The 25774-nt window shown below is 73.5% G+C and carries 5 protein-coding genes; all 5 read right to left on the reverse strand.

The window, feature by feature from the left end:
• Positions 1-480: 480 nt before the first annotated feature.
• Complete coding sequence (locus tag OG584_RS07340) at positions 481-1245, reverse strand: SDR family NAD(P)-dependent oxidoreductase (RefSeq protein ID WP_405776254.1); 765 nt, start codon at positions 1243-1245, stop codon at positions 481-483.
• Positions 1246-1591: 346 nt separating this feature from the next.
• Positions 1592-2176: a TetR/AcrR family transcriptional regulator gene (locus OG584_RS07345; RefSeq protein WP_405776256.1), complete on the reverse strand. Its 585-nt coding sequence runs from the start codon at positions 2174-2176 to the stop codon at positions 1592-1594.
• Positions 2177-2454: 278 nt separating this feature from the next.
• Positions 2455-3201 (reverse strand): hypothetical protein, encoded by a 747-nt coding sequence (locus OG584_RS07350; RefSeq protein WP_405776258.1) that lies wholly within the window; start codon positions 3199-3201, stop codon positions 2455-2457.
• 259 nt (positions 3202-3460) lie between these two features.
• Positions 3461-11074, reverse strand: a complete 7614-nt coding sequence (locus tag OG584_RS07355; RefSeq protein ID WP_405776260.1) for an amino acid adenylation domain-containing protein — start codon at positions 11072-11074, stop codon at positions 3461-3463.
• The gene (locus OG584_RS07360; RefSeq protein WP_405776262.1) at positions 11071-25539 is read right to left on the reverse strand and encodes an amino acid adenylation domain-containing protein; all 14469 of its coding nucleotides are present in this window, start codon (positions 25537-25539) and stop codon (positions 11071-11073) included. Before OG584_RS07360 ends, OG584_RS07355 begins: the two co-directional genes overlap by 4 nt.
• Between the last annotated feature and the right edge of the window lie 235 nt (positions 25540-25774).

Raw genomic sequence — 25774 nt, forward strand, 5'->3', positions numbered from 1 at the left:
CGCGGGAGGATCTCCCGCGCCGAAGGGAGAATTCGCAGCGCCGATAGGAGACGCCGCGAGGTGGTCCAGGGTACCGGTGCTGCTCGGAAGGCGGCCCGGCTTCATGGAGCGGCCGTCCGGATGGAGCGGCGTCGGGCTCCGCCGGTCCCGAGTGAGAACATCGGCGGGGAGCTGCCCCGCCCGCCCTGCGGAAGTCACGCGCGCCAAGCCCTGAGGTGCCACGGGCAGCGCCGCGCCACGGAGAGCCTCCTTCGCGCCTGCCCCTGTCCGGGACCGGGTGATGACCAATGACTGTGCCGGCCAATTGCTGCGGACCGGCCGGGCACATCCCTCACCTCGTCGACTCGATGAAGGCCGTTGCCGCCCAGCGGCCATCCCTTGTGCCATGCCTCTCCGGTGTGCCATGTCCTTCCGCCAGCCACCCTTCCTCGTCGTCCTCCTGGCCGCCTTCCCCGCCGAGGCAGAAAGAAAGCTCCACGGTCAGGCGGCGTTGCCACCGTCGACGACCAGGTCGGCGCCGACCATGGACGCGGCGTCCGGTGATGCCACGTACAGGACGGCTGCCGCGATCTCAGCGGTGGAGGAAACCCTGCCCAGCGGCGATGAGGCCGCTGTCCGGGCGTCGCGGTCGGCTTCCGTCTCACCCGGCCGCAGCGACATGGTGGTGGCGGACGCGCCGGGGCTGACCGCGTTGATGCGTATCCCGTCGGCGATGTGGTCCAGAGCCGCGGCCCGCGTCAGGGCGGAGACGGCCGCCTTCGTGGCGATGTAGCCGGCCGCACCAGGGACACGCATGTGCGCACCGAGGTTGGAGGCGATGTTGACGATCGCGCCACCGGTCGGCTGTTCGCGCATCCGGGCGATCTCGGCCTGGAGACTCAGGAGTACACCGGTGACGTTGCTGTCGAGCAGGGCGCGCCAGTCCTCCTCGGGGAGATCGGCCAGGGGCGCGCCGCCCCGGAAGATGCCCGCGTTGTTGACGGCGACATCCAGGCTGCCGAAGTGCTCGACGGTCCTTCGGACCAGGGCCCTGACGTCCGCGGAGGGGGTCACGTCCGCGGTGAACGCTGCTGCGGTACCGCCCTCCTTCCCGATCAGGGCGACCGTCTCGTCGAGTGGTGCGGCAGTACGCCCGGCGGCGACCACCGAGGCCCCTTCGGCGGCGAAGGCGAGAGAGACCGCCCTGCCGATACCGGAACCCGCGCCGGTGACGAGGACGGTCCTACCGGTGAAGCGTGCGTCCATGACGATGTCTCCCTGTGCTCAGTACTCGGTTACCTGGTACGGGTGTTGAGGAACGCGGCGCCGACAGGAGCAGCCGTGAGCAGCGCCGAGGAGGACCAAGCAGTCCCGGCGGAACGGCATTTCGCGGCCGGTACGGGACGGCGGCACGTTGGGCGGAGTGGGCGTGGAGATCAGCGGCATGCGCACAGCGCCGAGCAGTGTGAGGGCGGGACCGGGCAAACGCCCGTCCGCGTGGCTGCGGCCGCGGTGCTCCAGGTCTGCGTGCCGGTCATCCCTCCCCTTCCTGTATTCTTGACCGAACATTCCGTAATTTGCCCCTGGAGACCCTCTCGCGAGGGCGCGTCACTCAGTCCAGCAGCTCCAGCGCCTGCTCGGCCGCGTCCCGCACCAGGCCCGGGTCGTTCGACGCCTTGCCGACCACCCGGAGCCCCTGCATGAGCACCAGCAGCATCCGCGCGAGCGAGCGCGGATCGCGGGCTTCGGGCAGCTCACCCTGTGCGCGGGCCCGTATCAGCGCCGAGTGCAGCAGGGTCTCGAGATGACTCCAGCTCGCCTCGACCCTGCGGGCCGCCGCCATGTCGTGCGACCCCAGCTCGGCGGCCGTGTTGGTGACGAAGCACCCCCGCAGGCGCCCATCCTCGGCGCTCGCCTCGACCGCGAATCGCCGCACCACCGTACGCACGGCGGGCAGCGCGGGGCCCGGCTGGGACAGTTCGGACAGAAGGCCCGGGTCACGGTTCTCGTTGTACCGGTCCAGCGCTTTCAGGTACAGGTCGTGCTTATTGCCGAAGGTGGCGTAAACGCTGGCCCGCCCGACGCCGAGATGCTCGACGAGGTCCGCCATCGAGGTCGCCTCGTACCCGCGCTGCCAGAACAGCTCCAGGGCTGACTGCAGTGCGGCTTCCGGGTCGAATTCCTTGGTCCTGGCCATGCCTGGACTCTAGATAATAGTGGAACGAACGGTCAAGTATTTTCTGACCGGACGGTCCACAGGAACTGGACGGTCCCCAGGAGAAGAGAGGGGAGTAAGTACCGGTGAGTCAGGACCTACTGCGGCGCTCGCCGGTCGTCGGTGGGCCAGGTCACGACATATACCGGCGGCGTCGGCAGTTCCTACGTATGCGGGCGGCGGTTGCTTCGTCCGCCGGGCAACGGGGCTCCACGCCGGCTCGGACAGTGACACGTCGGCCGGCGCGCCGAACGCCGTGATCACACAGAACAGCGACACGTCGCCGTACGGCGGCGAGCCAGCGCCCCGGCGATGACCAGCAGCAGCACACCACCTGCCGCGTACCGGAGTACTGACGGGCCGACCCTGACCAGCCCGTGGCGCGACGTGGCCCTGGGCTCGGCCGGCGCGGATACCGGCGGCCGGTGCTCGCGTCCCGCGCTGAGCACTCGCGCCGGGCTCACGGACGCGGGTGCGGGTGCGGCCGTGAACTGTCGTACCACCGAAGGGCTTCCGGTGGCTGACGCCACGATGTCCCTCAGGTGGGCGCTGGATACAGCGGCGGCGGCTTCCAGCACATCACCGCCTGCCGCACTCCGACCGGTCGTTGCACGGGACGGGGTCCATGGCCTGTACGAGCACCGCTCGCCCGGAATCCGGATGTATTCGGGGGCGCGCCAGGTGTCCGCGTCGTTGATCACCGCACCGGTCGGCGGCGCCCCGTGGGAGCGTCCTTCCCCCCGTGTGGTGTGCGACCGCGAACCGGGGATGAGACCGTGCCGGGCGAGTGGCGGCCCGCCGTCGGTGTCACCGCTGCCCGCCGCGGTCAGCAACGCGGTGGGGTGGTAGTCCTCAGGCCCGGTCAGCACACTGGGGGTGTGCAGTGCGACGTGGTAACCGTGCCCGGCGGGGTCGCCACCACCGGCCAGTGCCAGGTCGCGCTCGGTGGGAGCGGCGGCCGGGCACATGGCACAGGCGGTCACGGAGACAAGACTCGTGCGGCTCATGCCCGGCACGTTAAGCACACGATTCACGGCCGATCGGAGTGTCGGGCCTGTCGGGCGCGAACGCCCTCCGCACGGGTGTGCCGGGTCCGCCGGATGGCCGCCGCACCAGCGGCCATGGAGCGCCAGCACACCCCTTCCACCCGCGAGGGCAGCACAGCGTGGAAGGGGAGCCGCCTTCCACCGTTCAGGGCCGTCGGCCCGGAACCGTGACCGGCCCCGCCTCTCCCACCGCCCTTGAGGAGTTGTGGCGCACCACCCACTACGGTCTGGCCGGTACCCCCGGCGTGGGCAGGAAGCCGGTTCGGTGGAAGTAGGTCAGATAGCGGTTCAGTACCTCGTCGGTCAGGGGCGGCCGGTGGACGCCCACGGCCGCTGCGGCCTCGGCTGTCCGGCGGGAGTCGAAACGGCGTCGGTCGCTCACCTCGTGCCGGGGACGGCCCTCGTCGCCGAGGAACAGCTGCGCCGCGTTGTCGGGTCGCGCCGCGACGCGGGCCTGCCACTCGGCCGCGGGGACGGTTCGCAGCTCGTGGCCGAGTCCTGCCGCCGCTTCGAAGACGCGGTCCAGGCCCGGCGCGTCCGGATTGGTGAAGTGGTAGGTCTGCGCACCGCCGGGGCCGGACACCGCGAGCGCCACCACCGCGGCGCTCACGTAGTCCACGGGCACCCAGTCGGTCGACCCGTACGGAAGGTCGGGCACCGCTTCCGCCTGGAGGCACCCCTTGATGAGCTGCCACAGCAGGTCCCGGTCCTGGCAGGCGCCGGTGGCGGTGTCCCCGCTGATGCGGCCGGGCCGGTGGACGGTCACCGGCAGGCCGCGTTCGCGGGCCAGGCCGACCAGCCCCTCGGCGACCCACTTGCTCTGCGCGTACCCGTCGGGCAGGCGGTGCGCCGGACCCGTCGGGGTCGACTCCGTGATGGTGACGTCGCCGGGCGCCGGAGCGTGGACGCTGGTGGTCGAGATGTAGTGCATCCCGGGTGAGCTGGAATCGGCGAGCAGCCGCAGCAGTTCCTCGGTCCCTGCCACGTTGGGGGCGCGCACATCACCGTACGCGGCGGCGAAGTTGACGCGCGCCCCGTTGTGCAGGACGAGGCCGAGCCTGCGGACCAGGGACGCCCTGTCCTCGGGAGCCAGCCCGAGCCCCGGAGCCGCGAGGTCGCCCGGGACGGGGTTGACCAGGTCCGCGTACCGCGGGCGCCACAGGCCGTAACGCTCCATGTTGGCGCGCAGCCGGTCCGCCGCCCGGTGCGTGTCCTCGGCCCGTACGAGGCAGTCGACCGGCCCTTCGGTGGTCTCGATGAGGTCGCGCAGGAGGAAGGCGCCGAGGAAGCCGGAAGCGCCGGTCAGAAGGGGCCGGGCGGACTGACGGACGGACCCGCTCGCGGGGGCGGGCACCCGGCCCGCGCCCGCACGGCCGGTGCGCGAGATATCGGCGGACAGCCGGACCTCGGCGGTGAGGTCGGGCGCTGCCGCGTGTTCCCCGCCGGCGACTTGACCGTGCTCCTGGTCCTGCTCCCCCGCCGTGCCTCCCAGCAGCCGGTCGACGCCCTCGACGGTCGGCGCCGCGAACACCGCCCGCAGGGAGGGACGTCGGCCGCACCGTTCTCCGATCCGCCGCGCCAGGGTGACGGCGAGCAGCGAGTGGCCGCCGAGTGCGAAGAAGTCGTCCGTGACCCCCACTTCGGGCATCCCGAGCGTCTCAGCGAACACCTCGCACAGGACGCGCTCCCGCTCGGTACGCGGTGCACGGCCCCCCGCCGGTGCCTCACGTCGGGGAGCGGGCAGGGCGCGCCGGTCGGTCTTGCCGTTGGGAGTGACGGGCAGGGCGCCCAGACTCACGTGGGCGGCGGGGACCATGTGGTCGGGCAGGGTCGCGGCGAGATGCGCGCGCACCTCGGCCTCGTCGGGCCCCGGCGCACCGGCCGCGGCCACGGTGTACGCGACGAGACGCCGGTCGCCGGGCCGGTCCTCGCGGACGGCGGCGCAGGCCGCCGCGACGCCGGGCAGCGCGCTCAGCGCCGCCTCGATCTCACCGAGTTCGATGCGGAAGCCGCGGAGTTTGACCTGTTCGTCGACCCGCGAGACGTAGACGAGCTCCCCGTCGGCCGTCCAGCGCGCCAGGTCACCGGTGCGGTACATGCGGCCGCCGGCACGGTCGAACGGGTCGGCCACGAAGCGGGACGCCGTCAGGGCGGCCCGGCCGTGGTACCCGCGGGCCACTCCCTCTCCGGACACGTACAGCTCGCCGGTGACACCGGGCGGGACGGCTGCCAGCCGGTCGTCCAGGACGTGGACCCGGGTGCCGTTGACGGGTGCGCCGATGGGCACGGTGCGCCCGGGGGCGAGCGGCCCGTCCGCGTGCTGGAACGCGCTCATCGTGGCGCAGACGGTGGTCTCCGTGGGGCCGTAGGCGTTGACGAGGAACCGGTCGCGGGCCCAGGCGTGCACCAGCGCGGGCGGGCACGCCTCGCCGGCGAGGACCATGGTGGCGCCGGCGGGCAGCGAGCCGGGCGGCATCACCGCGAGCGCGGCGGGCGGCAGGGTGAGGTGGGTGATGCCCCGCTCACGGACCAGAGCGGCGAGAGTGGGGCCGGGCAGCAGGGCGTCGCGTTCGTCGATCTCCAGGCAGGCCCCGGAGAGCACCCCCATGCACAGCTCCCAGAACGCGGCGTCGAAGCTGACGGACGCCATGTGCAGCACCCGGCTTCCCGGCCCGACGCGCAGCCGTTCGCTCTGGGTCCTCGCCATGGCCCCGGCGCCCCGGTGGGTGACCACGACGCCCTTGGGGCGGCCGGTCGACCCGGACGTGTAGATGACGTACGCAGGCTGCGCCGGGAGCAGGGCCGGGACGTGACCGGCCGGGGCGGCGGCGCCCGGCACAGCGCCCGTGGCGTCTCCTGCACCGTTCCCGAGGTCACCGGCGTACAGATACGGCACGGCGGACTCCGGCAGGCGGCGGTGGATGCCCGGTGTGGTGAGGAGCAGTCGCGGCGCAGCGTCGTCGAGCATGTAGGACAGGCGCTGGGCCGGGTAGTCGGGGTCGAGCGGCAGGTAGGCCGCGCCCGCCTTGAGAACGCCGAGGAGGGCCACGACGAGGTCATGGGTACGGGGCAGCGCGACGGCCACCCGGTCCTCCGGGCCGATCCCCCGGGCGACGAGGTCGCGGGCGAGGGCGTCGGCCCGGACGTCGAGCTCGCCGTAGGTGAGGGTGGTGTCCGCGTCGCGGACCGCGGGGGCTTCGGGGGTGCGCCGGACCCACTGCCCGAAGAGCGCGGGGACCGTCGATCCGGGCAGGCTCCCGACGGGCCCGGTCCCCCAGTCCGCGGCACGGGCCCGTTCGGCTGCGGTGAGCACGTCGTAGGTGCGCAGCGGGCGGCCGGGGTCGGCGGTGACCGCGCCGAGCAGCAGGACGAGCCGGTCGGCGAGGTCGCGGACGGTGGTCGCGTCGAAGAGTTCCGTCGCGTAGTCGACGACGGCCCGCATACCGCTGGGTGCGCCGCTGTCGTCGTACGTCTCGGCGAAGGTGAACGACAGGTCGAACTTGCTGACCCCGGCGTCGACCGGCATGCCGGTGACGGTGAGGCCCGGCAGGTCGGCGGCGGCGGGCGCGTGGTTCTGCAGGACGAGCATGGTCTGGAAGAGCGGGTGGTGGTTCTGCGAGCGCGCCGGGTTGAGCAGTTCCACCAGGCGCTCGAAGGGCACGTCCTGATGTGCGTACGCGGAGAGGTCGAACTCCTTCACCCGGTCGAGGAGTTCGAGGAACGTCGGGTCGCCCGACAGGTCCGTGCGCAGCACGAGGGTGTTCACGAAGAAGCCGACGAGGTCCGCGGCCGCCTCGTCGGTGCGCCCGGCGACGGCCGTGCCCAGTGGGATGTCGTCGCCCGCGCCGTGCCGGGAGAGCGCGAGGGACAGTGCGGCCTGGAGCACCATGAAGACGCTGCTTCCGCTGGCGCGGGCGAGGTCCGTGACCCGCCGGGCGGTGGCGGGGTCGACGGCGAAGTCGTAGGTGGCTCCGGTGTGCCGGGGCACCGCGGGGCGCGACCGGTCCCACGGCAGCTCGACCATCTCCGGCAGCCCTGCCAATGCCGCCTTCCAGTGCGCGAGTTGACGGGCGATGAGGCTTTCCGGGTCGTGCTCGTCACCGAGCAGGCGCCGCTGCCACAGCGTGTGGTCGGCGTAGTCGACGCGAAGCGCGGGCAACACGGGTGCCTCACCGCGGACACGGGCCCGGTAGGCGGCGCCCAGATCGTGGACCAGGGGCGCGAGGGACGTGCCGTCGGCGGCGATGTGATGGATCACCAGCACCAGGACGTGGGCGTCGTCGGCCAGTCGCAGCAGGGTCGCCTGGAGCGGAAGCCGGTTCTCGATGTCGACCGGTTCGGCCGTGGCGGCTCTCACCCGGTCGGGGAGCTTGCCCTCCTCGACGGTTTCCACGGTGAAGGCAAGGCGCACGTCTTCCGGGGCGGTGATGTGCTGGCGCGGCCCGTTCTCGTCCTCGGGGAAGACGGTGCGCAGCGCGGCGTGCCGGGTGACGACGTCGTGCAGGGCCCGGCGCAGCGCTTCCGCGTCGAGCGCCCCGTCGAGGCGTACGGCGAAGGGGATGTTGTACGTGGCGGACGGGCCTTCGAGCCGGTGGAGGAACCACAGCCGCTGCTGGGAGTACGACAGCGGGAGCGCGGCGGGGCGCTCCCGCGGGACGAGCGCGGGCCGGGCGGGGCGGCCCGCGTCCTTGAGGGCTGCGGCGAGCGCGGCGACGGTGGGGTTCTCGAAGAGGGTGCGGATCTCGGTCTCGGTGCCGAGCGCCGTGCGCACGCGGCCCACGAGGCGGGTGGCGAGCAGCGAGTGGCCGCCGAGGGTGAAGAAGTTGTCGTCGCTGCCGACGCGGGCCACGCCGAGCACGTCGGCGAAGAGCCCGGCGAGGATCTCCTCGTGTGCGCCGTGCGGCGGCCGGCCCGGCGCACCGGGTGCGGCGGCGGGCGCGGGCAGGGCCGCCCGGTCGACCTTTCCGTTGCCGGTCAGCGGGAGCGCGTCGAGCGGCTGGATCGCGGCCGGCACCATATAGGCGGGCAGCCGGCGGCCGAGGTGCGCGGCGAGCAGGCCGGGCTCGGGGGTGTGCCCCGGTGCGGGGACGACGTACGCGGTGAGGGTGCGGTCACCCGGCAGGTCCTCGCGGACCATGACGCAGGCGGCACGTACGGAGGGATCGGTGAGGAGCGCCGCCTCGATCTCGGCGGGTTCGATGCGGTGACCGCGCAGTTTGATCTGCTGGTCGGCGCGCGCCACGTAGTGCAGTGTGCCGTCGGCTGTCCGGCGGACGAGGTCGCCCGTGCGGTACATGCGGCCCCCCGCGCGGTCGAACGGGTCGGCGACGAACCGGGTGGCGGTGAGGGCGGGCTGCCCCAGGTAGCCGCGCGCGACGCCGGCGCCCGCGACGTACAGCTCGCCCTCGGCCCCGGCGGGTACGGGACGCATGGCCGCGTCCAGGACATGGGCGCGCACGCCGTCGAGCGGCCGGCCGATCGGGGGCACGCTGCCGGGGGCGCCTTCGGGGCGGACGCGGTGGAGGGTTGCGAAGGTGGTCGTCTCGGTGGGCCCGTAGATGTTGAGGACGGTGGTGTCGGGGTGGGCGGCCGCGACTCGCTGGTGGACGCCGGGTGCGGCGGCCTCGCCGCCGGCCGCGGCCAGGCGCAGCAGGCCGAGAGCGCCGGGGTCGGTCTCGGCGATGACGTTGAAGAGGGCTGTCGTCAGGAACGCGGCCGTCACGCCGTGCCGGGCGGCGAGGTCACGGAGCACGGCGGGCTGCAGGGGGCCGTCGGGGGCGACAACCACGCTTCCGCCGTTGAGGAGGGGCGCCCAGATCTCGAAGGTGGAGGCGTCGAAGACGTAGGCCGAGTGCAGCAGGACGGCGTCGGCGACGCCGTCGTCCCACGTCCGGTCGGCCGCCAGAGCGGTGATGTCGGCATGGGTGACTCCGACGCCCTTGGGCAGACCGGTGGAGCCGGAGGTGAACATCACGTACGCGAGCCGGGCGCCGCCCGTGACGGCGGGGAGGGCTCCCGGCGTTGCCGGTGCGCCCTGCCCGACACGGCCCGCGGTGTCGACCGTCAGCACCGCCACGTCCGGGCCGAGTGCGCGTACCCAGGGGTGGGCCCGGGTGGTCCCGTCGACGATCAGGGTGCGCAGCGCGGCGACCCCGGCGACCCGGCCGAGCCTTTCGGCGGGCCAGCGCGGGTCGAGGGGCACATAGGCGGCCCCCGCGCGCAGGGCCGCCAGCGAGGCGGTGACCAGGGCGGCCGAGCGGCCCATGAGCACGCCGACACCGTCCTCGGCGCGCGTCCCGAGCCCCACCAGGCATCCGGCCAACTCATCGGAAGCAAGTTGCAGTTGGCGATAGCTCAGCTGCTCCCCCGCGCCGGAGACGGCCGGCGCGTCCGGGTGGCGGGCGGCCTGCCGGGCGAAGGCCTCGGGGACGCTCATGCCCCCTTCGGGGAGGACCAGTTCGGCGCCGCGCCCCTGCGAGATCAGCGTCTCGCGTTCGCCGTCGAGGAGGACGGGGACGGTGTCGGCGCGGCGGTCGAGCCCCTGCGCCATCTCCGTCAGCAGGCGCCGCACGCGGGCTACCGTACGGGCCACCTCGTCGCGGCCGAGGGCGGCGGCCCGGTGACCGAAGGTGATCCGGAGGGAGTCGCCGGGAGCGATGGTGAGGGTGAGCGGGTAGTGGGCTGCGTCCGTGCCGCTGAACCCGGTGACGGCGATGCCGGGCAGCTGCTGCTGGGCGGTGCGCAGGGCTTCGGCGTCCATCGGGTAGTTCTCGAACACGGCCAGGGTGTCGAAGAGTTCGTCCAGGCCGGTGACTCCGCGGATCTCGGTGAGCCCCACATGCTGGCTGCCGAGGAGGCGGCCCTGCTCCTCCTGGAGCCGGGTCATGAGCGCGGCCAGGCTCTCGCCCGGCACCGGGCTGAGCCGTACCGGCACGGTGTTGATGAACAGGCCGACCATCGACTCGATACCCGGGACCTCCGGTGGCCGCCCGGAAACGGTGGTGCCGAACACGACGTCGGGGCGCCCGGTGAGGTGTGCGAGTACCAGTCCCCAGGCGCCCTGGACCAGGGTGTTGAGGGTGAGCCGGTGGGCGCGGGCCGTCTCCCGCAGCCGGTGCGTCGTGGCCGCGCCCAGGTCGAGTACGAGGGTCTCGGGCAGTTCCCCGGCGCCGGTCGCGTCCGCGCCGCGCCGCCCGGCGAGCAGGGTCGGCGCCTCGATTCCGGCGAGAGCGGTGCGCCAGGTGTCCAGGGCGGCGGAGTGGTCCTGCTGCGCCAGCCAGGCGAGGTAGGTGCGGTAGGGGGCGACCCGGGGCAGGGTGCTGTCGTCGCCCCGGTGGGCGTACAGCTCGAAGAGCTCCCGCACGAGAAGCGGCATCGACCAGCCGTCGAGCAGGATGTGATGGCTCGTCATGACGAGCCGGTAGCGCTGCGGCGCGGTGCGCACCAGTGTGAACCGCATCAGCGGCGGGGTACTGAGGTCGAACCGGCGAGTGCGGTCGGCGGCGAGGAAGGCAGCGAGCCGCTGCTCCACCGTGTCCGTACCGTCCGCCACGGACAGGTCCAGCTCCTCCAGCGGCACCGGCACCTCGGCGGCGACGGCCTGTACCGGCTCGTCCAGGTCCTCGTGCAGGAAGCCGACCCGCAGGTTGGCGTGGCGCCGCAGCAGCCCGCCGACAGCGGCGTGCAGCGCGGGGGCGCTGACGGGCCCTTCGAGGTCGAAGACGAACTGCGCGGTGTAGACGTCCACTGCTCGGGAGTCGTACAGCGCGTGGAAGAGCATGCCTGCCTGAAGCGGCGTCAGCGGCAGTACATCCTCCAGCTGGAACCCGGTCACTTGCGTCCACCCCATCTGTTCTGCAGTCGGTCGATCTGGGCCTGGTTGAGCGAGACCAGGGGAAGGTCGGACGGTGTGTAGCCGCCCGCGTCGGGTCGTTCGGCGTGTTCGGCGATGGCGCGCAGTGCGCCGCCGAACAGGTCCGAGAGGGCGCCCACGTCCTCCTCCTTGAGGAGGTCGCTGGGCCAGGTCCACCGGGTCACCAGGCGCGGGCCGTCCGGCAGGTCCTCGGTGTGCGCGTTGATGTCGAGTACGTGGTGGACGGACATGTCCGGGTCCTGGCTGCGCGGCCCGCCGCCGTCCAGGAGTACGTCCCAGTCGGCGCCACCGCCCCCGTCGGATGTCTCGTGCGAAGCTGCGTACCGCCCCAGGTAGTTGAAGCCGATCTGAGGTTCCGCTCCGGTGGCCAGCCGGGGGCGGGTCGCCGGGTTGAGGTGGCGCAGCATCCCGAAGCCGACACCCCGGTCGGGCACGGCCCGCAACTGCTCCTTGACCCGCTTGACGGCGCGTTCCACCAGAGCCCCGTCGAAGCGTCCGGGGTCGCGGGCGTCGACGGGTCCGGGGTCGAGACGTACCGGGTAGAGGCTGGTGAACCAGCCGACCGTACGGGACAGGTCGATGTGGTCGGCGATCTGCTCGCGGCCGTGGCCCTCCAGGTCGAGGAGAACGGCGGTGCCGTCCGGACGGGGCCCGCCGGGGCCGGCGGTCCGTTCCTCGCGCCAGGCGCAGACGGCGAGCGCGAGGCCCGTGAGCAGGACGTCGTCCACTCCGGCGTGGAAGGCTCCGGGGGCTGTGGTGAGCAGTGCCTTCGCCCAGGTGGCGGGCAGGTGGGTGACCAGGGTGCGCGTCCCGTCCGCGGTGTCCAGGTCGGGGTCGAGCGGCCGGTAGGCGAGCTGAGGGTCCGAGGTGGCCAACGCTGTCTGCCACAGCGGGATTTCGGCCGCGCGGGAGGCACCGCGCGCCTGTGACGCGAGGAGTTGTGCCCAGCCCCGGTAGGACGTGGTGACGGCGGGCAGCACGGCTGCCGCGTCGGGGCGCTCGTCCGTGCCCGCGCCGTCGGTGAGCGCCTGCCATGCGGTGGCGAGGTCCGCGGCGAGGATGCGCCAGGAGACCGCGTCGACGGCCAGGTGGTGCACCACGAGCAGCAGACGCCCGCGCGCGTGCGGACCGGCGTCGCACCAGACGGCCTCGATCACGTTCCCCTGTGCGGGCCGCAGCCGTGAACGGGCCTGCTCCCCGGCCGCGGTGACGGCGGCCCGGGTGGCGTCGGCGCCGAGCCCTTCGACGTCGACACGGGTGAAGCGGCGGCGGGCCTGCACCGCGCCGGGCGGCAGAGCTTCGAGGACCGGCTCTCCCCCGGCCGGCCGGGCGACGCGCAGTCGCAGCATGTCGTGGTGGTCGACGAGGAGTTGGAGAGCTGCGACCAGGATGCCCTCGTCGGCGCCCGCGGGGGTGCGGAGCACCCCCGACTGGTTGTAGCCGTCAGTGGCACCGGGCCGCTCCAGGAGCCAGGCCGCGATGGGTGTCGGCGGCATCTCGCCGGTGCCCTGTTCGGCCGGCGCAGCGCTGTTCCCGTCGAGCGCGGTCGCGACGGCCGCGATGGCCCCGGGGGTGCGGTGGACGAAGACGTCGCGCGGGGTGACGCCCAGACCGGCCTCGCGGACCCGGCTGACGAGCTGGATGGAGAGGATGCTGTCGCCGCCGAGCGCGAAGAAGTCGTCGTCCGTGCGGACGTCGGGGGCCCGCAGGACGGAGGCGAACACGTCGCACAGGACGCGTTCCTGCGCGGTGCGCGGCTGCCCGCCCGGCCGGCCGGTGGCAGGGCGCGCCGGGGCGGGCAGAGCGCGCCGGTCGGTCTTGCCGTTGGGCAGCAGGGGCAACGCGTCGAGCGTCACGAAGACGGCGGGCACCATGTACGGCGGCAGGGCCGACGTCAGCCGGGCGCGCAGTTCGCCGTCGGCCGGGCAGGCGGCGGCGCCGGCTCGGCCCGGAACGGTGTAGGCGACCAGACGCCGCTCGCCCGGCTGGTCCTCGCGGACGAGGACGCAGGCCGCGCAGACTCCGTCGACGGCGGTGAGGGCGGCCTCGATCTCACCGGGTTCGATACGGAAGCCGTTCAGCTTGACCTGGTCGTCGGCGCGGGAGACATAGCTGAGCAGCCCTTCGGAGTCCCGCCTGACGAGGTCACCCGTGCGGTACATGCGGCTTCCGCGGGTTCCGTACGGATCGGCCACGAACCGCCCGGCGGTCAGACCGGGGCGTCCCAGGTATCCGCGTGCGAGGCCGTCGCCCGCGACGTACAGCTCGCCGGTGACGCCCGGCGGCACCGGCCGGAGCCCGGCGTCGAGGACGTAGGCGCGGGTGTTGTCGACGGGACGGCCGAGCGGCACGGTCCCCTCCTCCGCGGCGGCCCCGGTCTCCCCGCCCCGGTGGTGGTGGGCGGTGGCGTCGATGGTCGTCTCGGTGGGCCCGTACAGGTTGTGCACCTGGGTCCGCCAGGTTTCCCCGACGCGCTGCGCCAGGGACCGCGGCAGCGGTTCGCCGCCGCACAGGACGGCCCGCAGGGCCGGGGGCGCCTCGTCGGGGCCGGTCTCGGTCAGGATGAGCGACAGGTGTGAGGGCACGAACTGGGCGATGGTCGCGCCCACTTCGCGCATCCTGGCCAGCAGCCCGGCCGGGTCGTGGTTGGCGGCGGGCGGCACCGGGCAGGTGGAGCCGCCGTGCAGCAGCGGCAGCCAGGTCTCCCAGACCGAGGCGTCGAAGCTCGGTGAGGTGCGCGCGAGCACGCGGTCGTCGTCGGTGAGTCCGAGGTGTTCGGCCATCCACGCCATGTGGTTGGTCAGCGATCCATGGGTGACGACGACGCCCTTGGGGCGGCCGGTGGAGCCGGAGGTGTAGATGACGTACGCCGCGTCGCGCGGGTCCGGCGCTGCGGCGGGAGGCGCCGTGCGCCCGGTGGACCATGCGGCCCGGTCGTCGAGGGAGAGGCAGGGCAGCGACAGGCCGAGCCGTGCGGTACGTGCCGTGCCGTGGGTGAGGAGCAGCACCGGGCGGGCGTCGTCGAGCATGTGGGCGATACGCGCCTCGGGGTACTCCAGGTCGACCGGCAGGCAGACGGCGCCGGCCCTGGCCACCGCCAGCATGGCCACGGCCTGGTCGGCGGTGCCCTCGACGGCGAGAGCGACGAGGTCGCCGCGCCCGATACCCCGGCTGTGCAGATGATGCGCCAAGTCACCTGCGAGGACGTCGAGTTCGCTGAAGGTGAGGCGCCGGGCGCCGTCCCGCACAGCGATCGCGCCGGGGGTACGGGCGCACTGCGCGAGGAACGCCTCGGGGGCCGTGCGCGCCGCCACCGGCCGCACCGCCCCTTGTGCGGCGCGCTCCAGGCTCCGCAGTTCGGCCGGTTCCAGAACGCCGACGGCATGGACGCGCGCGCCGGGGTCGGCGGCGAGGGCGGCGAGCAGCCCGGTGAGCCGGGTGGCGAGGCTGTGCGCCGTCGCGGGCAGGAAGAGTTCGGTGGAGAACTCCAGGACGCCGTCGATACCGGAGGGCCGGCCCGCGCCGTCGCGTGTCTCGGTGAAGGTGAAGGTCAGGTCGAACTTGCTGATGCCGGTGTGTACCGGCTGTTCGGTCACCGTGAGTCCGTGCAGGTCGAGCACCGTGTCCGCGTGGTTCTGCAGGACGAGCATGGTCTGGAACAGCGGGTGGTGGTTCTGGGACCGGTCCGGGCTGAGTACATCCACGAGACGCTCGAACGGCACGTCCTGGTGGGCGTAGGCGGCCAGGTCGAACTCCCGCACTCTGTCGACCACTTCGCCGAATGTGGGATTTCCGGTCAGGTCGGTGCGCAGGACGAGGGTGTTGACGAAGAAGCCCACCAGATCGTCCAGGGCTTCGTCGGTGCGTCCGGCGACGGCGGTGCCCAGCGGGATGTCCTCACCCGCGCCGTGCCGGGACAGGAGCACCGACAGCGCCGCCTGCAGCACCATGAAGAGGCTGCAGCCGCGGGCACGGGCAAGATCCGCCAGGGCCCGGTGGGTGTCCGCGCCGACGGGGAAGGCGAACGCGTCGCCGCGGTACGCCGTGACAGCGGGGCGCGGGCGGTCGCACGGCAGATCGAGCAGGGCGGGTGCGCCGGCGAGTGCGGTGCGCCAGAAGTCCAGCTGGCGGGCGGCCTGGCTGGACGGGTCGTCCTCGGAGCCGAGCAGCGCGCGCTGCCACAGCGTGTAGTCGGCGTACTGGACGCCCAGTTCCGTCCAGCCGGGCTCCACGCCCTCGACGCGCGCCCGGTAGGCGTCCCCGAGGTCGCGGGCGAGCGGGGCGAGGGACCAGCCGTCGCCCGCGATGTGGTGGACGATCAGCACGAGGACGTGGGCCTCGGCGCCGAGGCGCACCAGCCGCGCTCGAACGGGGAGTTCGGCGCTCACATCGAAGGTGTGCGCCACCTCCGCGGTCAGGACCTCGTCGAGACGGGCCGGCTCGGTGTCGCGGGGCGTCAGGTCGAGATCGGCGCCACCGGCGTCGAGGACGAGCTGGCGCGCCACCCCGTCGGTGTCGGGAAAGACGGTGCGCAGGCTCTCATGGCGTTCGACGACATCCGCGAGGGCGCTCTCCAGCGCGTCCGCGTCGAGCGGCCCGTCCAGGCGGAGCACCAGGGGCACGTTGTACGTGGCACTGGGCCCCTCGAACCGGTTGAGGAACCACAGGCGCTGCTGCGCGAAGGACAGCGGCAGCGGATCGGGGCGGCTCCCGGCGCGCTCCAGCGGCGTCCTGGCCGCTTCGGCACCGTCCAGCGTGGCGGCGAGCGCGGCCGGAGTGGGGTGCTCGAAGAGGGCCTTGACCTGGACCTCCACCGCGAGCGTGGTACGGATGCGCGCGGCGAGGCGGGTGGCGAGCAGGGAGTGGCCGCCGAGGGCGAAGAAATCGTCGTCGGCACCCATCCCGTCGAGGCCGAGTACGTCGGCGAAGAGGCCGCAGAGGATCTCCTCGCGCGCGGTGCGGGCGGCGCGGCCGCGGGCCGGAGCCTGCTGCCCGGGTGAGGGCAGCGCACGCCGGTCCACCTTGCCGTTGACAGTCAGCGGAAGCGCATCCATCAGGACGAACACGGAGGGCACCATGTAGGCCGGCAGGGACCGGCCGACGGCAAGGGCGAGTTCGCCGGGCTCGGGGTGCGCCCCGGCGGCGGGCACCACGTACGCGACGAGCCGCCGGTCGCCCGGGGCGTCCTCGCGGACGACGGCGAAGGAGTCGGCGACGCCGTCGCAGGACGCCAGCACCGACTCGATCTCGCCGAGTTCGATGCGGTAACCGCGCAGCTTCACCTGGCTGTCGGCGCGGTTGACGTACGCGATCTGCCCGTCGCGGGTCCACCGTACGAGGTCGCCCGTGCGGTACATGCGCCCGCCTGCCGGGTCGAACGGGTCGGCGACGAAGCGCGCGGCGGTCAGGCCCGGAAGCCCGGCGTACCCGCGTGCCACCCCGCGTCCTGCGAGGTACAGCTCGCCCACGACGCCCGGCGGAACCGCGCCCAGGGAGCCGTCGAGGACGTACAGGCGCATGCCGTCCAGGGCGCGCCCGATGGGCGGCGGGCCGGACGGCAGATCGGCCGGCACGTCGTACCGGGTGGCGAAGGTGGTGGTCTCGGTGGGCCCGTACACGTGGAGTACGCGCACGCCGGGCGCGGTGCCGGCCACCCGCTGCATCGCGTCGGGCGATGCCAGCTCGCCGCCCGCGCAGACGAGCCGGAGGCCGGCGAAGGCGCCCGGATCGGTGTCGGCGATCACGTTGAACAGTGCTGTCGTGAGGAAGACGGCGCTCACTCCGTGCTCATGGACGGCGTCGCCGAGGACGCGCGCCTCCAGGACGCCCTCCGGCGCTACCACGACGCGGCCGCCGTTCAGGAGCGGAGCCCAGATCTCGAACGTGGAGGCGTCGAAGACGTACGCCGAGTGCATCAGGACCGCGTCGGCCGCCCCGCCCTGCCAGGACGAGTCGGATGCCAGCGCGACCACGTCGGCGTGGGTGACCCCGACCCCCTTGGGCAGGCCGGTCGAGCCGGAGGTGAACATCACGTAGGCGAGGGCCCCGGGGCCCGGCACCGCGGCCGGACTGCACGGCTGCCCGTGCGGGCCCCGCAGGATCCGGCCGAGCCGGTCCACGACCAGGACGGGAATCCGGCGCGCCGTCGCGGTCACCCAGGGGGAGGCGAGGGCGTCCTCGTCGACGACGAGGATCCGCACATCCGCGACACCCGCGACCTGTTCGAGCCGCTCCGCGGGCCAGCGCGCGTCCAGCGGGACGTAGGCCCCGGCCGCACGGACAGCGCCGACGGACACCGACACCACGGCGGGCGACCGGGTGAGCAGCACGCCGATCCCGGACTCGGGGCCGGCGCCGAGGCCCGCCAGGGCGCGGGCGAGACCGGCGGAGATCCGGTCGAGTTCGGCATAGGTGAGGGCGGTGTCGCCGCCGGTGACCGCCAGGGCGTCCGGTGTGCGGCGCGCCTGGGCCGCGAAGAGTGCGGGCAGGGTGGCGTCCACGGCGGGTGCGGGCAGCGCGCGGCCGGCCCCCCAGTGTGTGACACGGGTGTGTTCGTCCGGCGTCATCAGGTCGTAGTCGTCCACGGGCCTGGCGGGGTCGGCCGCCACCTGCGCCAGGAGGCGCACCAGCCGGTCCGCGAGGGCTTCGGCGGTGCTCCGGTCGAAGAGCGCGGTGGCGTACTCGATCCCGGCGGTCAGGCCGCCCCCGTCCTCCTCCTCGTCGAAGGCGAAGGTGAGGTCGAACTTGCTCAGGCCGTTGTGGACCAGCCGGGCGTCCACGGTGAGGCCCGGCAGCTCCGGGCGGACGGCGTCCTGGTTCTGCAGGACCAGCATCGTCTGGAACAGCGGGTGGTGGTTGCGCGCCCTGACAGGGTTCACGCTCTCGACGAGACGCTCGAAGGGAACGTCCTGGTGCGTATAGGCGGCCAGGTCGAACTCCCGTACTCTCAGCAGGAGTTCGCGGAAGGTCGGGTTGCCGGACAGGTCCGTGCGCAGGACCAGTGTGTTGACGAAGAACCCGACCAGATCCTCCAGCGCTTCGTCCGTCCGCCCGGCCACCGGCGAGCCGAGCGGGATGTCGTCACCCGCGCCGTGCCGGTGCAGCAAGGTGGCCACCGCCGCCTGCAGCACCATGAACAGGCTGCTGCCCGACTCCCGTGCCAGACGGAGGAGTTGTGCGTTCAGGGCGGGCGGAACCTCGAAGGTGTGGACGGCTCCCGCCGGGTCGGTCGTGACCGGGCGCGGCCGGTCGAGCGGCAGGTCGATCAGTCCGGGCAGGCCCGCGAGCGCGGTGTGCCAGTGGTCGAGCTGCCGGCGCAGAACGCTCTGCGGCGCGACACCGTCGCCCAGGGCGTCGTGCTGCCAGAGCGTGTAATCGGCGTACTGGAGCGGGGTCCCGGCCGCCGGCTCGGGCTCCCGGCCCGCGAGACGGGCCCGGTAGGCGTCGCCGAGATGGCGGGCGAGCGGAGCGAGGGACCAGCCGTCGCCCGCGATGTGGTGCAGGACGAGCACCAATACATGGTGGGCCGGCGCGGAGCGCAGGAGCAGGGCACGCAGCGGCGGGTCCGCCATGACGTCGAACGGCTCCCGCACGGCGGCCACGACGGCTGCCTCCAGGTCGGTCGGCGCGGTGCTGACGACCGGCAGGCGGGGCATGGCCGCGTCGGAGGAAAGAATCAACTGGTGCGGCGCGCCGTCCCGTTCGGGGAACAGGGTGCGCAGCGACTCGTGCCGCTCCACGACGTCGCGCAGCGCGGCGCGCAGCGCGTCCGCGTCCAGAGCGCCGCCGAGTTCGAGGACGAGCGGGATGTTGTAGGCGGAGCTGGGGCCTTCGAGCCGGTTGAGGAACCACAGGCGCTGCTGGGCGAAGGACAGCGGCAGCGGGTCGGGCCGCTGCGCCACGGCCGCCACCGGCGACCGGGTCAGGCCCGGTGCGTCGATGACGCGGGCCAGGCCCGCGACGGTGGGGTGCTCGAAGAGGGTGCGTACGGCGATCTCGGCGCCCAGGACGGTGCGGACGCGGCTGACGACGCGCATGGCGAGGAGCGAGTGCCCGCCCAGGTCGAAGAAGCTGTCGTGCGGGCTCACTCGCGGCTGGTGCAGGACGTCGGCGAAGATACCGGCGAGCAGGTCCTCGCGGAGGGTTCGCCGCCCTCCGCCCGCAGCGGTGTCGTCGGGGCCCGCGCCGGGCTCCGGCAGTGCGCGCCGGTCCACCTTGCCGTTGGGCAGCAGCGGAAGGTCGTCGAGGACGACGACAGCGCCGGGCACCATGTAGTGCGGCAGGGTCTCGGCGAGCGCGTCACGCAGCGCGACGGGGCGCAGAGCCTGGTCACCTGTGACGGCGTAGGCGACGAGGCGGCGCCTGCCGGGCGCGTCCTCGCGGATCACGGCGCACGCCGCCGTGACGCCGGGGCGCGCCAGGAGCGCCGCCTCCACCTCCCCCAACTCGATGCGGAAGCCACGGAGTTTGACCTGGTCGTCGGCGCGGGACACGTAGTCGAGGAGGCCCTGCCCGTTCCACCGCACGAGGTCGCCCGTCCGGTACATGCGTCCGCCCGTGGCGTCGAACGGGTCGGCGACGAAGCGCGCGGCGGTCAGCCCCCGGCGGTCCAGGTAGCCGCGGGCGAGGTTGGGGCCCGACAGATACAGCTCGCCCGTGACGCCCTGGGGTACGGGCCGCAGGCGGCCGTCGAGTACGTAGGCGCTCATGGCGTCGACGGGGCGGCCGATCGGCACGGTCTCGTACGGGGTGACGGAGCAGGCGGTCCCGCCGCTCCCCGGACCGCCGACCCGGTGTGCGGTCGCGTCGATGGTCGCCTCGGTCGGCCCGTAGAGGTTGTGCACCTCGGCCCGCCACAGCTCGGCGACGTCGTCGGCGAGGGCGCGTGGCAGCGGTTCGCCGCCGCACAGTACGGCGCGCAGGCCTGGAAGCGGTGCGGCATGCGCCGCTTCGGTGAGGACGAGGGTCAGGTGGGACGGGACGAACTGGGCGACAGTGACCCCGAACCGGCTCATCCAGGAGACCAGGGCGCCGGGCTCCGTGTTGGCGCCGTGCGGCAGCACGCAGACCGCTGCGCCGTTCATCAGCGGGAGCCACAGCTCCCACACGGAGGCGTCGAAGCTGGAGGAGGTACGGGCGAGGACCCGGTCGTCCGGCGTGATCGCCAGGTGCCGCGCCATCCAGGCCATGTGACTGGCCAGGCCGGCGTGGGTCACGACAACACCCTTGGGACGGCCCGTCGAACCGGACGTGTAGATGACGTAGGCCGGGTCGGTACGGCAGGGGGCGCCGGGCAGAGGCGTGGTGGGGCCCGTGGGCCGGACGGACGCGTCGTCCAGGGCCAGCCACGGCACGTCGCAGCCGGGCAGCTCCGCGTGGGTGTCCGCGGTGGTGAGCAGCAGCACGGGACGGGCGTCGTCCAGCATGTGGCGCACGCGCGCGGGCGGGTACTGCGGGTCGACGGGCAGGTAGGCGGCGCCGGACCGCAGGACGGCGAGCATGGCGACGACGGTGTCCACGGACGGCGGCGCCGCGATGGCCACTCGCTCCTCACGGCCCGCGCCGCGCTCACGCAGGACGTGGGCGAGGGCGTCGGCGCGTGAGTCCAGTTCGGCGTAGGTGAGGCTGGTGTGCGCGTCGCGCACGGCGACAGCGTGGGGGGTGCGCGCCGCTGTCTCCCGGACCGCTTCGGGGACGGTACGGGCGGGCAGCGGGAGCTCGGCGCCGCGCCCCTGGGCGAGGAGGTGGTCCCGTTCGTCCGGCGCGAGCAGGTCCAGCTCGCTGATGGTGCGGGCGGGGTCGGTCACGGCCAGGGTGAGTACACGGGCGAAGCGGGCGCACAGGGCGCGGGCGGTGGCGGCTTCGAAGAGGTCGGTGGCGTACTCCAGGTAGCCGCCGATGCCTCCGGTACCGGAGGCGGTGGGGCAGGCGGAATCCGTACCTTCGGTGACTTCGGTGACTTCGGTGACTTCGGTGACTTCGGTGACTTCGGTGAGCGAGAACGTCAGGTCGAACTTGCTGCCCCCGCGGTGCCGGGACCGGTCGTGGACGGTGACACCCGGCAGATCGAGCTCCGCCCGCTCCTGGTTCTGCAGCACCAGCATGGTCTGGAAGAGCGGGTGGTGGTCGCCCGACCGCTCGGGGTTGAGGGCCTCGACGATCCGCTCGAAGGGGAGGTCGCCGTTGCTGAGCGCGGCGATGTCGAACTCCTTGACCCGGTCGAGGAGTTCACCGAAGGACGGGTCGCCGGACAGATCCGTGCGCAGGATGACGGTGTTGACGAAGAACCCGACCAGATCGTCGAGTGCCTCGTCGGTGCGTCCTGCCACCGCCGTGCCCAGCGGGATGTCGGGCCCGGCGCCATGGGCGTGCAGTGTCACGGCGAGCGCCGCCTGGAGCACCATGAAGGGGGTGCAGCCGACGGAACGGGCGAGCCGGGTGAGCGCGGCGTGCGCGGGAGCGGGCAGCTCGAAGGGGACGGCGCCGCCCCGGTGGCTGGGTACGGCCGGACGGGGCCGGTCGAGGGGCAGGTCCAGCAGATCGGGTGCGCCGCCCAGCGCCTCCTTCCAGAAGGCGAGCTGGCGTGCGGCCAGGCTGTCCGGGTCACCGTCGTCGCCGAGCAGCCGCCGCTGCCAGAGGGCGTAATCGGCGTACTGCACCCGCAGCGGGGCCCAGTCGGGCGTGGCCGTCCGCCCGGTCCTGGCGCGGTAGGCGGCGCCGAGGTCACGGCTGAGCGGGGCGAGGGACCAGCCGTCGGCGACGACGTGGTGCAGGACGAGGACCAGGATGTGCCGGGCGGGGTCCAGGCGGAGCAGATGGGCGCGGACGGCGGTCTCGCCCGTGAGGTCGAAGGGCGCTGCGGTCAGCCGGCCCACCCTTTCGTCGGACCAGGCGCCGGCGTCCTCTCCGGCCGGGAGCGGCTCGACGACGAGCGGGACGAGCGACGCGGCGTCACCGGCGTCGAGTGCCTCCTGCCGGGCGACGCCGTCGTGTTCGGCGAAGACGGTGCGCAGGCTCTCGTGGCGGCTGACCACGTCGGCCAGGGCGCCCCGCAGGGCATCCGCGTCCAGCGGGCCGCCGAGTTCGAGTACCAGCGGAACGTTGTAGCTGTCGCCCGGGACCTCCACCCGGTTGAGGAACCAGAGCCGCTGCTGCGCGAAGGACAGCGGTACCGCTTCGGGCCGCGGCTGCGGGGAAAGAGCGGGCCTGGCCGCCCCGGCGGTGTCGAGCACTGCGGCCAGGGAGGCGACCGTGGGGTGATCGAAGAGCGTGCTCAGGGCGAGTTCGGCATCCAGGGCGGCCCGCACCCGGGCGGTGAGGCGGGTGGCGAGCAGCGAGTGGCCGCCCAGCGAGAAGAAGCTGTCGTCGATGCCGACCGAGGCCACACCCAGGACGTCGGCGAACAGCCCGGCCAGGACCTCCTCGTAGGCCGTGCGCGGGGCGCGGCCCGTGGTGGTGACGGCCCGGGGGGCGGGCAGGGCGCGGCGGTCGATCTTGCCGTTGGGGTTCAGGGGCAGCACGTCGAGGGGTACGAACACGGAGGGCACCATGTACGCGGGCAGGGCGCGCCCGGCCCGGCGGGCCAGGGCGGAGGCGTCCGGCCGGGTCCCGGCGGCGGGCACCACGTAGGCGACGAGCCGGCGGTCACCGGCCGTGTCCTCACGGACCATGACGCAGGCGGCGCGCACATCGGGGTCGGCGAGCAGGACGTTCTCGGTCTCGGCGGGCTCGATGCGGAACCCGCGGATCTTGACCTGCCCGTCCACGCGCCCGACGTACTCGACGGCGCCGCCCGCGGTCCAGCGCACGAGGTCGCCGGTACGGTACATACGGCCACCGTCCGCGCCGTACGGGTCGGCGACGAACCGGGTGGCGGTCAGGGCGGCACGTCCCTGGTAGCCGCGGGCCACGCCGTGGCCACTCACGTACAACTCCCCCACGACGCCGGGCGGCACCATGCCCAGGGCGTCGTCCAGCACGTACAGGCACATGCCGTCGAGAGCCCGGCCGACGGGCGGCACGCCCGCGGTACCGGCGTCGACCGGATGGCGGGCGGCGAAGGTCGTGGTCTCCGTCGGACCGTACACGTGCAGGACACGCGTGCCGGGCGCGGCGGCGGCCACCCGCTGCATCAGGTCCGGGGTCGCGGCCTCACCGCCCGCGGCGACCAGGCGGAGCCCGGCGAACGCCACCGGGTCCGTCTCGGCCACCACGTTGAACAGCGCCGTCGTCAGGAACAGCGCGGTCACCCCGTGCCGGTCCACCATGTCGTGCAGGACACGTGCCTCCAGCACGCCGTCGGGCGCGACGACCACCCGGCCGCCGTTCAGGAGCGGCACCCAGGTCTCGAAGGTGGAGGCGTCGAAGACATAGGCCGAGTGCAGCAGCACCGCGTCGGTGACGCCGCCGCCCCAGGTGGTGTCGGCGGCCAGCGCGAGGACGTCGGCGTGGGTGACACCGACGCCCTTGGGCAGACCGGTGGAGCCGGAGGTGAACATCACGTAGGCGAGCTGCCCGCCGCCGTTCACGCGTGGCAGCGGCCCCGGCCGGGGCGGAGCGCCGCTCAGGACCCGCCCGGTTCTGTCGACGACGACCAGCGGCAAGGTGCGGGCCGCCTCCCGCACCCATGGCCGGCCGGCGGTTGCCTCGTCGGCCACCAGGGCGCGGACACGGGCGACTTCGGTGACGCGGGTGAGCCGTTCGGCGGGCCACGCGGCGTCCATCGGGACGTACGCCGCGCCCGCTCCGGCCGCGCCGAGCGTGGCGGCCACCACGGCCGCGGAGCGGCCCACGAGGACGCCGACACCGTCCTCGGCACCGAGCCCCCACCCGGCCAGGGCGCCGGAGAGGTCCGCCGACACCGCTGCCAGCTCCCGGTACGAGAGCGTGACGGCGCCGTCCACCAGCGCAGGGGCGTCCGGTGTACGGCGTGCCTGCGCAGCGAACGCATCCGGCAGAGTGGACGCCACGCTCTCCGGCGGCAGGCCGGTACCGCGCCCCTGGGCTCGCAGAGCCCCGGCGGTGGCCGCGTCGAGGAGCGGCAGGGCCTGCAGGGGGGTGTCGGCGTCCGCTTCGGCCAGAGCCGACAGGAAGGACACGACGGCCTGCTGGTGCAGCCGCACGTCCTCGGGGCGGTACAGCTCCGGATTGGCGTCGAAGCCGATCAACGGCCCTCTGCCCTCGGACCGTTCGGAGACGAAGAGCGACACATCGTCGACGGGGCCGATGGACAGCACCCGCGAGGCGCCGGGGCTGCCGGCGAAGTCGAGGTCGTAGTCGTAACCCATGATGTTGACGACGACACCGGCCAGTCGGGCCGCGTCGTCGGCCATGTTCAGTTCACGGGCCAGCTGTTCGCGGGAGAAGCGGCGGTGCCGCAGGGCGCCGCGCATCTCGGTGGCGACGGCCCGCACGAAGGCGCCGACCGTCATGCCGTCGCTGATGGACAGCCGTAGCGGCAGGATGTTGGCGGTCATGCCGACGATGTGCCGCAGCCCGCCGTGACGGCCGTTGGAGGCGAGACCCACGGTGATGTCGCGGGTTCCGGTGACGCGGCCGGTGTAGGCGGCGACCGCGCTCACAAGGACTGCGGTCCAGCTGGTGCGATGCGCGGACGCGAGCCGGCGCAGGCCGTCGAGGACAGCGACGGGCAGGGTCTCACCGGTGTGCAGCCGGGCGTCCGGCCCGTCGGCGACGGCCGGAGCCGGAGTGTCGGTGCGCCTGCGGATGAGCGGCCTGCTGCCGTGTGCGTCCGCTTCGTCCCCGCCGGGGGCCAGGTCCGCGAACTTGCCGGTCCAGTAGGCACGGTCGGCCTCGTAGCGGTCCGAGTTGCGATAGGCCGCCTCGTCCGCGACGAGATCGCGCAGCGCCGCGGCGGGCTGCCCGGCCGCGCCGAGGTCCTCACCGCGCACAGCGCGCCCGTAGAGGTCGGCCACGGCGCGGGCGAAGACCGCGCCGCCGAGGCCGTCGGCCGCTATGTGGTGAAAGCGCACGTACCAGTAGTGCAGCCGGCGGTCGAGACGCAGCAGCGCGAAGTGGTGGTGCGGAGCGTCGAGCCTGTCGACCGTGGCCATGTCACCGGCCAGGTAGCGCTCCGCCGCGGCAGCGGGATCGCCGGCTCCGGTCAGGTCGACCACGTGGAGCCGGCTGGGGCCGTCCGGCGGACGGCGGACGACCCGCTGACGGACGGTGTCGCCTCTGACGGTGAACTCGGTGTTGAGGCTGTCGCACAGGTCGACGGCCCGGTCGAGCGCTGCGGCGAATAACGGCTCGTCCAGGTCGCCACGGATCTCGAAGCATTCGCCGATGTTGTATTTGGGGCTGTCCGGGTCGACCAGTTGCCCGTACCAGACACCCTGTTGTGCCGGGGTGATTTCGAAGAATTCTTCGGGAACTACGCGTGATGAGACGGAGCCATTTTCGTGCATGCCGATCCACACCTTCGAGGAGAGTTTTCGGGACGGCGAAGAAGGCGTAACGAAACGACCACGCCGGTGCAGCACCCATCGCCGACGACGGTCCGGGTGAAAGCGGAGAAGGACATCGCCGTGCCCATGGCATCAGGCACCGACGGGGGCCCGCCGGCATGGAATCCGGCAGGGCACTCCGCTGTCTTCGCGCATTGATGATGCGCCACGCGGCAGTTCACCGTTGGTTCATGAA

The organism is Streptomyces sp. NBC_00859 (genome assembly GCF_045161865.1).
Taxonomy (GTDB): Bacteria; Actinomycetota; Actinomycetes; order Streptomycetales; family Streptomycetaceae; genus Streptomyces.